Consider the following 16,883-nt stretch of genomic DNA (forward strand, 5'->3'; position numbering starts at 1 on the left):
GCGTTGTTTTTCTAATAAATTAGGATAGAAATGTGGTGTAAGGGAAGCCGAGTGCAAGGAAATCCTGTAATTAGTATACGTTGTAAATAGGAGGCCAAATGATGATATTAATACGAAAAGTTTCTAAGTTGACAGTTGCTTTCTTATTCCTGTGCACACTTTTGCTGGTATGGCAGCGGGATGTACGGGTCGCTGCGAATGAGATCTGGCATCCAATCGATACAAATCCACATGGCGTGATCGGCAGCGCACTGGATTTATCGTTTATGAATGAGGCTCCCGCAGGCAAACATGGATTTGTGAAAATCGATGAAGAGGGCAACTACTATTTTGAGAATGAGCCTAGTCGGAAAGTGCGCTTCTATGGGGCAAACCTGGTCAATGCGTCCTTGTTTACACCTGATGAACAAGCAAAAGCTATTGCTGATCGAATGGCACAAATGGGCTATAACGTTATCCGCATCCATGGGCAGGATTGGATGCAGACATGGGCGCAAGGGATCTTCGAGCAGCCAACCTCAACAACCGTTGAACTTAATCTGACGAAGCTTGATCGACTTGAATACTTGATTGCGCAACTCAAATTGCGTGGCATTTATGTCTCTATTGATATCTTAACTTTCTTCGACATGTCGATGGTGCCCGATCTAGCTCCATATGCTGGAAATAATTATGCATCCAACATCTTAGTCCAGTTGATGCCGGCTGCTTATGAGGTATGGCAATCGGCAGCGCAGAAATGGCTAACACACATTAATCCGTATACGGGCTTAGCTCTGAAGGACGATCCCGTATTGATTGGTGTCAGTCCGTGGAACGAAGGGCTGCTTGCCAATGTAAATTTGACCAGTTCTACGTTCAAGCCTGCTTTGCGGCAATGGTTGCTGACGGATTTCAATCAGTTTCTGAGTACGAAAAACTTGCCAGCAGCCACTTCATTTCCAAGTAATTATTGGGCTGTAAGTGGTGATGCACAGAATCAGCTGGCTGCATATATGTCGGATAAAACGTTAACTGCCTATGAACAGATGAAAAGTTATTTGCAAAATACGCTGAGTATAAAGGTTCCAATTGGCGGAATGAACTATTTAGACAGCCCATTGGTCAGCAGTTGGCGTACGCAAGCAGATATCTATGAGACCCATATGTATCATGCCTTGGTGCAAACCAAGTTCTCGGATAGCAGCGGAACGGGACTGCTCTATAATCCACTGAAATTTCCGCGTCTCAGTACAACATTTTCAGCGGCAACCGCAGCCAGTTATGTGAAATCTTTTGATACAGATAGTCCGTATTTCTATTATTATCCTGCGCTTTCTTTGCGTCAGCAGTATAAGAAGCCGTTCGCGCTAACGGAGTTTAACGACGGACTACCAGTTGCCGGCCGAGAAGAGATTGGCATTATGACCAGCGCACTTGGTGCCTATCAGAATTGGGATCTCATGAATCGTTTTGAGTTTGGCGGTGAATTGAATGGAAATGAACTCGTCGAAGATATTCCGTATGGACAAAATTGGTTGATGATTGCCGGGGACCCGCTTGGCATCGTATCCGAAGTTGAATCCTCGCTGTTGTTCCGCAATAATGCCCTGCAAGCCAGCACGCCGAAATTCGTCATTGTCCGTGATCGGACATGGTCGCAGACGCAGGGGCAAGCGAATCAATTTGCAGATAGCATTGAGAATTTATCGTATATCCCGCATTTATTTAATACGCAGACGGTCTATGCTGAAACAGGGGTAACCTTTGCTGTTTATAAAGTTACGCCGGATGTTACTTCCCAGCAAATCTCAAGCGGCAATCTACCAACTGCGAACAAGCTGTACCTAACGCCTGACATGAGTTTTAAAGAAACAGCGGAGGTATTCATTAATTCGTTAGACGACGCTGCGCTTAAAATCAAGATGCTGGCAAATTTGAATCAGAATAAATTAGTTTCAGATACCGGAGAACTCCTCTTTGATCTTAATTTGAATACATATCAAGTGGATACAACCAAAACGATTGCTGCTGTTGGCACCCTGAACAATCATAACTTTACATTCAATCAAGCGGAAGTAACGGCAACTAGCGAGAGAGGAACGTTCTTCGCTTCTTCATTGGATGAGAAGTCGCTTGGCAGCAGCAACCGCATCTTGGCTATGTATACGACGGATGTTAAAGGAACAGGTGAGCAAAGCGTTGCACAAGCAGATGGATCAGTGAAATTCTACAAGGGTACATTGCCAACCTTATCCCAATTGGGAACAGCACAATTTCGCTTAAATACATCGCGCCAAGCGGATGGATACAAAGCATATCAATTGGCGATGAATGGCGAGCGGATTGCTGAACTTCCAGTCTTTCCAACTGCGAATGGTATTGGTGTGCAGCTAGCGACAGACAAAGGTTTCGCATTCGAGCTTGTCTATGCGCCACTGCTTGATGATGATTTTGAACAAAGCAATCTTCATAATTGGCAAGATATCAACGGCTGGGGGACGTGGAACCAGATTAGCAATAGCGTTACCAATCACGTTTATGCCAATATTGATGATACCAAAGGCGGGCTCAAACTGCTTACAGGTCTAAGCGGTTGGACGGATTACAGCGTGAGCTCAGACATCCTTGTGGACGATTGGAAAGCCGAAGTCGGGATAATTGCCAGATATGTAAACCCGCAGAACTATTATTATTTATCTTATAATTCGCAATACCAGATCCTGCAGATCTGCCGTATCCAGAACGGCGTGCAGTCAGTACTCAAGACGAAATGGTTGGCTTCGCCAATGACAACAGGGGATTTTCATCGATTCAAGCTTGAAGCCAAAGGAAGCCTATTGACGGGTTATTTGGACGGCGTGGAGAAATTATCCGTATCGGATACCGTCTTTACGAGTGGAAAGGCAGGACTGTTCGCACATTTGCAGAAAGCGCAGTACGATAATTTTGTTGTAATGGGTATGGATGCCGTACCTCCTACAGCGCCAGGTAATGTCACCGGCGAGGCACTTAACAGTTCACAAGTGAATTTGGCGTGGAGTGCATCGACTGATGCTGGGGGGGCCGTGACACAGTACCAAATCTACCGCGATGGCACGCAAATTGCTTCGCTTGGCGCGCAGTCCCTAACGTTTACGGATAGTGGCTTGTCGCAAGGAACAACTTACACATACATGATTAAAGCGACCGATGTCGCAGGCAATATATCCGTGGCTAGTAATTCAGTCAACGTGACGACGTTCGATACGCTGATGCAGGACGATTTTGAACGGGGGAATTTGAACAGTTGGAAGGACGTCAATGGTTGGGGGACGTGGAGCCTAAGATCTGACGGCAGTGCCAACCATGTTTACAGCAATAATGATGAAACGAAGGGCGGTTTAAAGCTTGTGGCAGGCCAAAGCTCTTGGACCGACTACACGGTCAGCGCTGATATGAAGGTAGACACTTGGCATTCAGAAGCGGGGCTTGTCGCCAGATACAGAGACAGCAATAACTATTATTATGTTTCTTATAATTCGACCTACCGTATTTTGCAAATTTGCCGTATGGTCAATGGCGCACAGACTGTGCTGGCGACTAAATGGCTGGCAACGCCGCCGACGACAGGTGCAAGTCATCGCATTGCCTTTTCAGTTCAGGGCAGCTCCTTATTCGCGTTACTGGACGGTGAACTTGCTCTAACCGCAACTGACGCGACATTCGGCAATGGGAAAATCGGATTTTTCGCGCATTTGCAGAAAGTTAGTTTCGATAATGTGAAAGTAAAATAGGACAACGAAGCGCCAACGACGCCAAGCGCCTTGAATGTGTTATTAAGGGAAAAAATGGAATTTTATCGAGGGTGAGGGAACTACAGGGTGCTATTTTACTGATTGATGGGAAATTTTGCTCATTTTGTGGAAATAAGACCCTGTAGTTCCGCTGCTACCCTAGCAATGCTACGATTTGCCTAAATAGCGTCATAGAGTTCTCTTAACAGGATATGCCGCATGGAACAGGCACATAGGTGGATCTCGCTTACGAACTCAATACTGCTTATTTGACCAAAATGAATGCAGTGGAAAAGATAACGAATTCCAGATACGTTATTGCAAGCAAATGATCACAATTCCGCCTTAAAACTACTTCATAACGATGATTCAGCTCGTTAGCTCTTAAAAGTCGCCAATTTCGCATTGATAAGCATCGCAGCATTCGTTAGTTTAGAAAAGAGAAGCAGAAGGACCAGACTAACTAATAAAGCTCTCCCGCTAGCGGGAGGGCTTCTTCGCTATGGGTCATGATACACTGTAGGCGCATCTGGAAGCGGTGGGAGCAGCGTTGATGGGATAATCAATAATATTATTGCAAAACAGCAATTTAGTAGAAATCAACAGACTGAATTTGTGATAATATAGGTTTGTAATCAGTAGTATGTAATCAATAGGGAGTCAGTATAAAGGAGCGAAGAACAATGACAAGAAACATATCCAAAGGACGTTTGTGGACAGGTAGAGTATTGAGCTGGATTGCAATTTTATTTATGCTTTTTGACGGTAGCATGAAATTGATCAAGCCCGCAGTGGTCGTAGAATCGACGGTTTCACTCGGGTTCCAGGAGCATCATATCGTTGTGATCGGTATATTGGGGCTGTTGGCTACGATTCTTTATGCCATTCCCCGTACGACGATTTTGGGTGCAATTTTGTTAACCGGTTATTTTGGCGGCGTGATCGCTACACAATTACGGATGGATGCTCCGCTTTTCTCGACCCTTTTATTTTCGGTGTATTTGGCAATCTTGGTTTGGGGAGGCCTTTGGCTGCGGAATGAGCAAGTGCGCAAACTTTTTTTATCGTAAATTTTTCCTGAATCCATTAGACAATTACCCAAAGTAATGGTATTATATAAAAGTTGTTTAAGGAGGTGTTTTGACAATGGCTGTTCCTCAAAGAAGAACGTCCAAAACACGTCGCGATAAGCGCCGTACTCACTTTAAACTGGAAGTTCCAGGTATGGTGAAGTGTGAACAATGTGGAGAATTCAAACTTTCCCACCGTGTTTGCAAAAACTGCGGTTCATATAAAGGCAGAGAGATTATTAAAGCTCAATAATTTCATATGAATTGCAAAAAGACTACAGCACCGCAAGGTGACTGTAGTCTTTTTTGTTGTTTAGCGCGTGTAGCCAGTAAGTTGCTGCTCAGCAATTTGCACTAATCTTTTCGTGATATTGCCGCCAATAGCGCCTGCATCCCGTGTAGCAAGGTTGCCGTTGTAACCATTTGGTTGCAGCGGAATTCCAAGTTCTTGTGCGACTTCCAGTTTAATTTGATTTAAAGCTGCTTTTGCCTGTGGAACTACTAATGTGTTGTTATTGTTAGCCATCTTAGCCAACTCCTATCTCGTGGTGTAATAGTATTGTGTGGAGTGAAAGGGAGTCTTATACATGCGAATTCATGTTTGAGCAAAAAAAAGAAAAAAACCTTCAGGATGAACCATTCCTGAAGGTTTTTGCTATTCGTTAGCCCTTGGACGCAGCAAGCAAGCGTGATGCTTTATTTGTAATCCATGCGTAGTTGCCAGCTTGAATTTGTGGAAGATTAATGAGTGAGCCGCCAATGCCTAAGCCATAACAGCCGATTTGCAGAAATTCGTGGATGTTTTCTTCGGTAACACCGCCAACGGCCATCATAGGAATATGGGAGAGAGGTCCCATCAGTTCTTTGATATACGTGAGGCCAAGGCTGGCGCTTGGGAATACTTTGACTGCTGTCGCGCCGGCTTTCCAAGCTTTCACAATTTCCGTTGGCGTTAGAGCGCCTGGGAAGATGGGGATTTGTTGACTGTGAGCAAAACGAATGACTTCCTCATCGGTGTTGGGTGTCACGATGAAAGCAGCGCCAGCAGCTATAGCGCGTTTGGCATCGTCCAAATCAAGAACAGTGCCTGCACCTATGTACATCTGATCTCCAAGCTTTTCTTGCAGTTGAGTAATCATGGTTAGAGCGCCAGGCGTATTCAAGGTAATTTCCATGACCGTCACGCCACCTTGCAGCAAAGCGTCAGCTACGAATGCCATATGTTGTTCTTCGACACCTCTGACAATGGCAATGATTCGGGTGCGTTCAATTTCAAGTAATCCTTTTTCACGATTCATAGTAAGATCCTCCAAGTTAAGTATAGGCTCTATTATGACATGCCTAGGACCAAACATCTATCCTAACAAGCAGAAAAACCTTATAAAACCCGCAATTGTAATCAATGAACCATACAGGTCAACAGACTTCTATATACGATTTAGGGGCTCTGACACTAGGATGGAGGTATCCCGCAGAGGAGGAGGAGATGCTGATGAGAAGCTGAGGTTAGTATGGAGAAGACAGGGAGTAGAGACAGAATGCATGGATATCGGAGAGGGGGCAACCAGAATTGTGAACAGCGTATCGCTTAAAGGAATCAGACGAAATTGGGAATTATACCTATTGATCTTGCCAGCCCTTGTGTATGTTATCGTGTTTGATTACATTCCCATGTATGGCGTCCAAATTGCTTTCAAAGACTTCAACGCCGTGCAAGGAATATGGGGAAGTCCTTGGGTGGGACTGCAGCATTTTGAACGATTTTTTCAAGGGTATTACTTCCAAAGGCTGTTGACGAATACGGTGTTGATTAGCGTGTACTACTTAATTATCAGCTTTCCGCTGTCAATCATGTTCGCGCTGTTAATTAATGAAATTAGGCAAGTTATGTTCAAGAAGACGGTACAGCTTGTCACGTATGCGCCTCATTTCATTTCAACCGTAGTCCTGGTAGGGATGATGGCGATTTTCCTTTCCCCAAAAACAGGGTTAGTGAATCAATTCATCCTATGGGCAGGAGGAACTCCGATTGATTTTATGGCGGAGCCTTCATGGTTCAAGTCGTTGTATGTGTTTTCAGGTGTATGGCAGAACATAGGCTGGAATTCCATCCTGTTCATCGCGGCATTGGCCGGCGTTGATCCGCAGCAGCATGAATCGGCCACACTGGAAGGAGCCAGCAAGCTCCAGCGTATCTGGCATATCAATGTGCCGGCGATTATGCCAACGGTGATGATCCTGTTTATTATGCAATGCGGGCAAATTATGGCCGTAGGCTTCGAGAAAGTGTTCTTGATGCAAAATGATGTAAACATCAGCGCATCCGATATTATATCCACTTATGTGTATCGATCGGGCGTGTTGGGGGCTCAGTACAGCTTCTCTGCGGCGGTAGGATTGTTCAATTCAGTCATCAACTTAATCTTGTTAATCGTAGTGAATCGAATTTCGAAAAGGCTGACGGATACAAGCCTATGGTAAGGAGGAATTGAAGGTGGGCAGACTAGCGCAAACCAGAGGAGATAGCGTATTCGATGTTGTCAATGTTGTGATATTAAGTTTAGTAACAATGCTTGTTCTCTATCCACTTGTATTCGTATTAAGTGCTTCATTCAGCAGTCCGGCCGCTGTGGTTGAAGGTCAAGTATGGCTGCTGCCCAAGCAGATCAACGTGCAATCCTATATCCGAGTTTTCCAAGATGACGGGATTATGAGAGGATATATCAATACATTGATTTATACTTGTGTAGGCACGACGCTTAATCTACTTTTAACCATAGGCGCTGCTTATCCTCTGTCACGTAAAGATTTTGTAGGTCGTCATGTTTTGACCATTATCTTTGTCATAACGATGTTTTTCAGCGGCGGGTTGATTCCAACCTACTTGTTAATCAAGAACCTCGGTTTGATTAATACCATTTGGGCGATTATTATTCCGGGTGCCGTATCGATGTGGAATATTATTATAATGCGAACTTTTTTTCAGGCGATTCCGGTTGAACTGCAAGAGTCAGCCCAGATCGATGGATGCTCGAATTTCCGCATGCTCATAAGCATCATCCTTCCGCTGTCGATGCCGGTTATAGCCGTCATGCTCTTGTTTTATGGAATCGGCCACTGGAATTCTTTTTTCAATGCACTTATCTACTTGTCGGATTCTCAGAAATATCCACTGCAATTAATTCTTAGACAGATTCTTTTGCAAAATCAGATGGGCAACATGGTTAGTGGCTCCGAAGCTTCAGTGGACCAAATCATGCTGACAGAAGGTTTGAAATATGCCGTCATTATCGTTTCCAGTCTGCCGGTATTACTGTTATATCCATTTCTCCAACGTTACTTCGTCAAAGGAGTTATGATTGGAGCTATCAAAGGCTAAATAGGGGGATTTACATCATGCTGCATCTTAAATCCATTAAAACCGCTTTCGTTGTTATTATGGCGACAAGCCTGCTCTCGGCCTGTTCCAATACAGATAAGGCAACACCGTCCGTGCAACCTGCTAAAGCAAGCAAGACATTGAATGAAACGGGTATGCCAATCGTGAAGCAGCCGATTACGCTTCGGATGATGGCGGGCCAATCGCCGCTTCAAGGGGAATGGAAGGATAAGCTCCTCTGGAAGGAAGCGGAGAAAAAAACGGGCATTCATATCGATTGGAACCTGGTTCCGCAAGCGAGCTTGGAAGAGAAGAAGAACCTCCTGCTGGCGACCAATGATATTCCTGATGCTTTCTACGGCGGAGGGATTAATTCACAGGACATGATTACGTATGGACAACAAGGTTTATTCATTCCATTGAATGATCTGATAGATAAATACGCGCCTAACTTCTCCAAAATTCTCAAAGCAAATCCAGAAGTGCTCAAAGGAATCACAGCACCTGATGGCAAAATTTATGGACTTCCCAAAATGTCCTCCAATATCACGCACCGGATTGGCACGAAGATGTTCATTAATCAGAAATGGCTGGATGAAGCAGGAAAGAAAATGCCTGCAACAACGGATGAGCTCTACGATGTGCTCAAAGCCTTCAAGGCCAAAGATCCGGAGCGCATTCCGCTGAGCAGCACGGATATCAATAATACCCTGCGTTCTTTAGCAGGAGCATGGGGACTTTACAGCCGCGGCAATGCGAACGCTTACGTCGACTACGATGATAAAGCTGGGGTAATGCGGTTTATGCAAACCGATCCGAAATACAAAGATTTGCTGACCTACATGAACAAACTGTATGCGGAAGGCTTGCTGGATAAAGAAATTTTCACCAACAATGCAACGATCCTTACCGCCAAAATCTCCAAAGGACTTGTAGGCGGGTTTGCCAATATTAATGTCGTGCCAGCAGGACAATTGAAAGCGAATTATGCTGGTTTGGGCGCTGCGCTGAAAGGTCCAGCTGGCGATCAGAACTGGGGAGGCATCAGCCCTGTCCTGCAAAACCAAGGTGCTTTCGTTATCACTAAGAACAACAAAGAGCCGGAAGCCACGATGCGTTGGGCGGATTACTTTCTGGATGGCGAGGGAGCCGTTCTCTACTGGATGGGCGTAGAAGGCAAGACTTTCGAAATGAAGGATGGCAAATATCGCTTTGTTCAGGACATTGTGAACAACAAAGACGGTCTGACTCTGGATCAAACGATTTCCCGCGAGCTTGTTTCACCATTTTCTGTACACCCTATTGTTCGTGAAGAGCGGTTTGCTTGGGATACCGGAGAAGGCATGCCGGAAGTTATCGCAGCAGCCAACAACTTGAAGCCGTTCGTGCCGAAAGAAATATGGCCTGCGTTCTTGTTCACCAAGGAAGAGAATGATCGCCTTAAAGCGCTGAGCAACGATATCCACACGTATGTGGGTGAAATGCAGACCCAATTCATTATGGGAAAAGCGCCGTTCTCCAAGTGGGATGAATATGTAGCGACAATCAAGAAAATGGGATTGGACGAATATATGAAGATCCATAAAGACGCTTATGATCGCTACAAACGCAACTAGGCAGAAAGTGAGGAAGCGCCATGAGACCCAATTATGATTTGGCGTTGGACGGGGCGGCGATTCAGCCCGTGAACGGCGAACGCTACCAAGTTCGCCAGTGGCAAGGTATCCCCGGTATCGAATGCGCACCGGACCATAGGTTGTGGGCAGCATTCTATAGCGGAGGCAAAGGAGAAGGCCCCAATAATTATGTCGCTCTCGTGAAAAGCGAGGATCGCGGACAGACCTGGTCGGATCTGCTTTATGTGATCGATCCGCCGGATCAGGTGCGGGCTTTCGATCCTTGCTTGTGGAAGGACCCTGCAGGACGCTTGTGGGTATTCTGGTCCCAAAGCTTTGGCTGGTACGACGGACGCTGTGGGGTGTGGGCTTCCGTCTGCGCGGATCCGGGAGCTGACGAGGTTGTCTGGTCTAGCCCGAAGCGTATTGCCGATGGTATTATGATGAATAAACCAACGGTGCTGAAGAGCGGAGAATGGCTGCTCCCGATTGCTGTATGGGCATGCCACGAATCACCGCTGAACGAATTGCCTGAGCAAGCCTTTTCGAATGTGTATGTGTCGACCGATGAGGGAGCAACCTTCCAACTGCGAGGTTCTGCGGACATTCCGAATCGTCACTTCGACGAGCATATGCTTGTTGAACGTGCGGACGGAAGTCTCTGGATGCTGGTCAGAACGTTCTATGGCATCGGGGAAAGTGTCTCGCTGGACGGCGGACGTTCCTGGTCGCCTGGCAAGCCGACTGCGCTTGGCGGTCCGAGCTCGCGTTTCTTCATACGCAGACTGCAATCAGGCCGTTTGCTGCTGGTTAACCATTATGGCTTCAAAGGGCGAAGCCACCTGACCGCCATGCTGTCCGAGGATGATGGACTCACGTGGAATAGCGGGTTGGTTCTGGATGAAAGATCAGATATTTCTTACCCGGATGGCGTAGAGGATCGGGAAGGTCTTATTTACATCATTTATGACAGGGAACGGGAGAAAGCCAAGGAAATAGTAATGGCCGTGTTTACCGAAGATGATATAAAGGCAGGGACATGTGTGACGGAAAATGCTGCCTTGAAGCAATTGGTTAATAAAGCCAGCAATTAAGAAAGTCCGGTAAAGGAGTAAGACGACATATGAGCACTGGAAAAAAGCAAAGAACACCTCAGGTATCACGACTTATGACTTACTTTTTTTCTTATCTGTTCTTAGTCGTCTTTCTACTTGCCGCTATCGGAGGCTTCGTCTACACGAAGTTTTTCGATACACTCGAGGGGATTGTCGAACAGTCCAATATCACCTCATTGAAGCAGATCCGTGATCAGATCGATCAACGATTTACAGAATTGCGGCAAATGTCGTTGCAAATCACAAGTAATAATAAGCTGTTGCGGTATTCTTTCTCTGAAGGCGGCTATGAGACGAAACAGGGTATTCAAGAGCTGAGGTCATATGGTTCTACACACTCCTACCTGCTGGATATTGGTCTGTATTTCAATGGCATGCCGGAGCAGAAGATTTATGCGGCAAGCGGTGTCTATGATCTGGACACTTTTTTTGAAAACGTATACCCTTTCGCGAATTTGAACCATGAGGAATTCGAGCAACTTGCTGCAGGACTCAAGGAGCCGTATTTATTGCCCGTTCAGTCGATAAGCGTGAATGGCGCCAACAAGTTGGACGCGGCTATCTATATGTTCCCACTCCCAGGCAACGGGGTTAAACCGACGCAAGTGGTTCTGTATTTGATCAGTGGGGCGGAATTGAAAAAGGCGATAGGGGGGGCAATTAAGGAGTTTGAAGGCGAGGCTTTCATAATTGATAAAGATGATCGAGTAATCGTATCCGCTTCCAGTGGAAGCGGGGAAGGGAAGGACGCAGCCAGACTGCTTCCATGGCTGCCTGTTGATCGTACGGCCTCCATCGTGAGCAGTTTGAATTTGCCGGAAGGACCGCATTCTTCCGTCCAACTCGAATCCGGCTTCATGCCTTGGTCTTACTACGTAGTCGTGCCGACGGCGCAGTTTCTTACTGTGGTTAGGCAAACACAGACGATATTTTATGTCATTGTGGTATCTGTTCTGCTGCTGGGGATTGGTTTATCGCTCTTCCTTGCCAGACAACATTATAAGCCAATCAAGAGGCTGCTGGATTCCGTTCGCAAGAACCCGTCATCCGAGGTGCATCGGCAAAATAATGAGCTTGGCTGGTTGAGCGAAGCATTTGAACATATGAATCTGGAGAATAACGACCTGCGCTCGCATCTGCGGACCAAATCAGCGGCATGGAAAGAAAAGATTCTGGCTGATCTGATCAAAGGCAATGTGAGATCCCGTGAGGAACTGGACGAATTGACTGGGAAAGCGGGCATGCAGCTTGCTTATGAACGTTTCGCTGTGCTGCTTATTCGTATTGATGATTACCGCAACTTCGAGAAGACGAACACAGCGATCATTCAGAATGTCCTCAAATACAGCATTATGAATGTAGCGGAGGAAATCTCCATGGAGTTAGGCCATGGCTATGCCATCGATTTAACCGAGAACCGCGGTGTAGCGCTCTTGGTAGGGATTAAAGCGGATGAAGACGCAGAATGTGAAGAGATGCTGCATGAGGCAGCAGAAAAAATTCGCGATTTCTTTGAGCGGCTTTTCCCTTTCACGGTTACGTTAGGAATCAGCGAATTGTTTCATCATGTACTGGATATGCCAGTGTATTACAGGCAAGCCGTTGAAACGTCGCATCGTCGATTCTTGGAAGGGAACAATCTCGTTCTGCTGTATCAAGATGCCCCGATGGAAGAAGCGAACTCGCACTATGAGTTTATGGATGAGGCTGCCGCCAAATTGATTAAGGCTATTAAGTTGGGCGATCGCGAATTGACGAGCACGGTCATTGCCGAAGAAATTCAAGCAATCCGCGGCAGCGATCTGGCGCCCAGAGCCGCGCAAGCGCTATGCCAAGGGTTGATTATGGCTGTGCTCAAATTGGCTAAGGAAATTTCCCGGGAAGAACAGGATCGGGATTCAGATGAGATGCTGCAAGCTTTTGCTTTTGAAACTGTGGAGGAGTTTGAGCGCATCTTCCTGCGTTACTGTATCCGATTTGCGGACGAAACGGGCCGCAAGAAGGAAAGCAGGAATTACGAGCTGCGCGATAAAATCGTGGATTTTGTTGCGCAGCATTATGCGGACGTGACCTTAAATTCCAACCAAATTGCCGATACCTTTGGGGTTTCTCCTTCGTATTTATCGCGATATTTCAAAAATCAGACAGGAACGACGCTAAGCGACTACGTGGAAGAAATTCGCATGAATCGCGCGAAGGAATTGCTGCAAGCAAGGTCGATGAGCGTCAAAGAGATTGTGGAGCGGGTCGGCTACCTAGACCAGTCCCATTTTATTCGTAAATTTAAGAAAAGAGAAGGGATAACGCCCCAACAGTACAAACTGCTGTTCCCTGAATCCAGGGAGTAATGGAATGTGAATAGGAGGATGGAAAATGAAGGTTTTCACAAGATTCGTGAGTGTCTGTATGGTCATCACTTTATTATTGAGCGTTATCAGCACAATGCCGTCGCAAGTATCTGCCCAAGACCCAGTCATTCCTGATATCGATCAAGTATCGGCTTCATGGCCAGTAGTCTTCGAGGATGCTTTTGCTTCACCCACAGCCAAATGGGATGCTCCCACGGGCAACTATATGAATTATGAGTATTTGAATGGACGTTTTGCAGCCAAGGATACAAATGCCAGTTCAAAAGCAAGGATCAAAGGCAGGAATTGGTCGCAGTTTCTTTTAACCTTTAATCTCGTGATCCCGGATGTCTCGACAGCAGGCTCATTCATGAGGGTTGATCTTGGTGACAGCCAAAGCAGCAATTATGATTCCTTATTAGTGAAATCCAATAAAATCTCATTTTACAAATCAGGTATCGTCGGCGAGACGAAGCTGGCTGATTACACGCTGGAATCTGGGGTCAGCTATGATTTTAAAATACTGGTTGATGGCAATTCGGCGATCGTACAAATGAAGAAGAATGTTCAAACCGTCTATCAGACGATAGGGATGTATACCAACCTGTTTGCAGCTGAGAAAAGGACGGTGACTTTCGGACACAATCTGTTGAAGCCAAGTTTGGACAATGTCAAAGTGTATTCGCCGGAAGCTGAATTCCCGCAAATTCCCGATGTAGACCAAGCAACAGCTTCTTGGCCTGCGGTTTTTGAGGATACGTTTGCGACAGCGTCAAGCAAGTGGGATGCGGCACCGGGGAATTATATGAACTATCAATATGTGGATGGCAGGTTTGTAGCCAAGGACGCTAACTCTATCTCCAAGGCGAGGATCAAAGGCAAGTCATGGAAGAAATTTCTGTTGACGTTCAATCTCATCATTCCTGATGTTTCGGCGTCAGGCGCGTTCATGAGGGTTGATCTTGGCGATAGCCAAAGCAGCAATTATGATTCGTTGTTAGTGAAACAAAATAAAATCTCATTTTACAAATCAGGCATCGTTGGTGAAACGAAGCTTGCCGATTACACCATAGAGTCTGGGGTTAGCTACGATGTCAGATTATTGGTGGATGGCAATTCGGTCATCGTGCAAATCAAGAAAAAAACCGAAACCGCCTATCAAACGATGGGGATGTACAACGGGTTATCCACAGCTATCAAAAGAACGGTCACATTCGGGCATAATTTATTGAAGCCGAGTCTGGACGATGTACGGGTACTAGCATCAGCTGCCGATAATCCGTATACGGGACCGATTGTGAGCAGCTTGCAGCTCTATAAAACAACGATGAACCTTCGTGTAGGTGACACCGAAAACTTGAGGGCGATCTACGAACCCAAAAATGTGGAGTTGGACGATGACAGTGTTATATGGAGCAGCAGCAACGAACAAATCGTAAAGTTAACTGGAAGTGCTTCAAAAGCAAGGGCTGTAACTGCCGTATCGCCAGGAACTGCTGTGATCCAAGCGGTAACTGCCAATAACAGCATTGTTGCAACCTGTCAGGTCACAGTAACTCCGGCCGCGGCACAGGCTTATGGTACAGCATCATTTGCTGTGTATGGGGAGAAGCAAGCTATCCCAACGGCTCTATATGGTATGAATGATCCCAAACTGAATGATCTCGGTCGATCCGATCAATGGTTCAGTCCAAGAAACAATTCGCTGATGAAGGATCTGGGGTTAGATCTCCTTAGAGTGCCTGACGGCACAGCGGCCAATTATTATTTACATAAGGACGGTTCATTAGTCAATGCGAATGATCCGCGTTATGCGAATGTGACAACGGGATTCGAGTATACTTCTGTCAGCGGCAAGAATAATGGCAAAAATGGCATTTATCTGAACGATATATTTCAGACCCCGAATGAACTTAATTTGCCAAGCACTTATGTACTCAATGTTGCCTACCAGTCTGTAGCGGACATCATTGATGAGGTGCAGGAAATTCGAACGCTGTCGGAGCAGCCGATTCGCATCGAGATGGGCAATGAATTTTATCTGAATAAATATGGCACTGCTTTTCCTTCGGTGACCGACTACGTCTATAAAGCGCGCCAAGTGTACAAAGCGATTAAACAAATTGATCCGACGATTAAAGTCGGCATTGTGATTTTGGATAAATGGCAAGAAACGATCATTGTAGGCAATCCTGACGCACATAAGCCCAATGATCCGCTTGATCTCGTCGACACCGCCCATAATCGCTATGTCAGATGGGAGGAGTGGAATAGGACTATTGCCGCAAATCCAGATATCTATGATGCTGTCATCCCACATGAATACACAGGCATCCATGATCTTGACAATTTGACGCAGGAGAAATTCATGGACTTTCTTACTGTGAATAATGAAAACAGATATCAATTGATCAAAGAGCAGTCATTGCAATTTCCGAATAAGGAGTTCTGGATTACAGAATACGGTGGCATTAGCGGACTTATTTTTGGCGGCGAAACGAATTTGGCTGAAAAAGGAAGAATTCATTTAGGAAAGACGCCTGCCTTTGCCATGCATTATATGGAAAGATTTTTGAATTTCATTAAATCCGGCAAAGTGCAGATTTCGGCCTATCATTGCCTGGTTGACAATCAATTTTTTGGTGTCGTACAGGATCGGTTTGATACCAATAATAAGGCAGGGATGGTCGTTCTTCCCCCTTACTACACCTTCAGAGAAATCGGGCAATTGCTGAAAGAAAATGAGTATTATTATGATATGACTATGACTTCAGGCGATTTCAGGATGATGAATAACGCAATGCCAGCCGACTACGTGTATGGCAAAGACTTGAAAGTGAATGACGTAGGAGCTTGGGGTCTAGGGGATGGCAATGGCGTTAAAACCGTCGTGTTCAGCAATCGGACCAACAAAGAAATCGAAGTATCGCTGCCAGGTCAGCAAATGATGCCTATCTGGTCATACGGTGGAGATCCGGTGCCTGAGTTTCTTGTTAACGACTACACCATATGGAGACAGGAACCGAAAAGCAATCCATATCCCACTATCCCAGTCAATCAGTTCTCCGCTACTACTACTTTGAAACCGTACACGATGACCGTGGTGAAACTTCACGAAAAAACATTTGATGATGTCAATGCCAATTATTGGGCCAAATCAGCAATCCAAACGGTAGCTTCCAAGGGAATTACTGCTGGTGGAACTGCGAGCTATTATTTACCGGAAGCGCTGATTACTAAAGCGGATTTTACCGTTATGCTCGCAAAAGCTCTGCAAATTCCTAACGATTACTCTGATGCGCCGACTGTCTTTGCAGATATGAGCGCATCTGGCAACGCAGATTATCCGGCGATTATTGCGGCGGCAGGCAAAGGTATCGTGGAACGGGATTCAGCAGGTAATTTCAATCCTAACCAGACGTTAACGAAGCAGCAGATGGCAGCAATGACGCTAAAGGCGGCTGCTATCCTTGGGAAGAACGCGGATATACTGACGACTTATTCAAGCTTCAGCGATCCGAATTCCACTTCTGCCGCTGCGACACGTGCGGAAGCTGCCAAAATTGTTTATGTCCTGTTAGGATTATAGAAGAACACATG

General features: G+C 45.9%; 11 protein-coding genes. 9 read left to right on the forward strand and 2 right to left on the reverse strand.

Annotation, left to right across the window (positions count from 1 at the left end; translation table 11 throughout):
* Window positions 1-98 precede the first annotated feature (98 nt).
* The 3 genes from LOZ80_RS08295 to rpmF all read left to right on the forward strand — a co-directional run bounded on the left by LOZ80_RS08295 (window position 99) and on the right by rpmF (window position 5,078).
* Complete coding sequence (locus tag LOZ80_RS08295) at window positions 99-3,755, forward strand: fibronectin type III domain-containing protein (protein WP_238170986.1); 3,657 nt, start codon at window positions 99-101, stop codon at window positions 3,753-3,755.
* Between the two features lie 683 nt (window positions 3,756-4,438).
* Entirely contained in the window at window positions 4,439-4,825 is a 387-nt protein-coding gene (locus LOZ80_RS08300; RefSeq protein ID WP_238170987.1) for a DoxX family protein, read from the forward strand.
* A 76-nt stretch (window positions 4,826-4,901) separates the two neighbouring features.
* A complete protein-coding gene (gene rpmF, locus LOZ80_RS08305; RefSeq protein ID WP_189014536.1) occupies window positions 4,902-5,078 on the forward strand; it encodes a 50S ribosomal protein L32 in 177 nt (58 codons plus the stop codon).
* A 60-nt stretch (window positions 5,079-5,138) separates the two neighbouring features.
* Here the strand turns inward: rpmF and LOZ80_RS08310 are convergent, their stop codons facing one another.
* The gene (locus tag LOZ80_RS08310; protein WP_238170988.1) at window positions 5,139-5,351 is read right to left on the reverse strand and encodes an alpha/beta-type small acid-soluble spore protein; all 213 of its coding nucleotides are present in this window, start codon (window positions 5,349-5,351) and stop codon (window positions 5,139-5,141) included.
* 136 nt (window positions 5,352-5,487) lie between these two features.
* Entirely contained in the window at window positions 5,488-6,123 is a 636-nt protein-coding gene (locus LOZ80_RS08315; protein WP_238170989.1) for a bifunctional 4-hydroxy-2-oxoglutarate aldolase/2-dehydro-3-deoxy-phosphogluconate aldolase, read from the reverse strand.
* 244 nt (window positions 6,124-6,367) lie between these two features.
* Here LOZ80_RS08315 and LOZ80_RS08320 point away from each other — a divergent pair, with 244 nt between their 5' ends.
* The 6 genes from LOZ80_RS08320 to LOZ80_RS08345 are packed head-to-tail and all read left to right on the forward strand — an operon-like array spanning window position 6,368 to window position 16,872.
* Complete coding sequence (locus tag LOZ80_RS08320; protein ID WP_238170990.1) at window positions 6,368-7,306, forward strand: ABC transporter permease; 939 nt, start codon at window positions 6,368-6,370, stop codon at window positions 7,304-7,306.
* 13 nt (window positions 7,307-7,319) lie between these two features.
* Entirely contained in the window at window positions 7,320-8,204 is an 885-nt protein-coding gene (locus LOZ80_RS08325) for a carbohydrate ABC transporter permease (RefSeq protein WP_238170991.1), read from the forward strand.
* A gap of 17 nt (window positions 8,205-8,221) precedes the next feature.
* Window positions 8,222-9,820 carry a type 2 periplasmic-binding domain-containing protein gene (locus LOZ80_RS08330; RefSeq protein WP_238170992.1) on the forward strand — a complete coding sequence of 533 codons (1,599 nt, stop codon included), beginning with the start codon at window positions 8,222-8,224 and terminating at the stop codon, window positions 9,818-9,820.
* Window positions 9,821-9,840: 20 nt separating this feature from the next.
* Entirely contained in the window at window positions 9,841-10,914 is a 1,074-nt protein-coding gene (locus tag LOZ80_RS08335; RefSeq protein WP_238170993.1) for a sialidase family protein, read from the forward strand.
* A gap of 29 nt (window positions 10,915-10,943) precedes the next feature.
* A complete protein-coding gene (locus LOZ80_RS08340) occupies window positions 10,944-13,283 on the forward strand; it encodes a helix-turn-helix domain-containing protein (RefSeq protein ID WP_238170994.1) in 2,340 nt (779 codons plus the stop codon).
* Window positions 13,284-13,308: 25 nt separating this feature from the next.
* The gene (locus LOZ80_RS08345; protein WP_238170995.1) at window positions 13,309-16,872 is read left to right on the forward strand and encodes an S-layer homology domain-containing protein; all 3,564 of its coding nucleotides are present in this window, start codon (window positions 13,309-13,311) and stop codon (window positions 16,870-16,872) included.
* The last annotated feature ends 11 nt before the right edge of the window (window positions 16,873-16,883 follow it).

The organism is Paenibacillus sp. HWE-109, from assembly GCF_022163125.1.
Taxonomy (GTDB): domain Bacteria; phylum Bacillota; class Bacilli; order Paenibacillales; family NBRC-103111; genus Paenibacillus_E.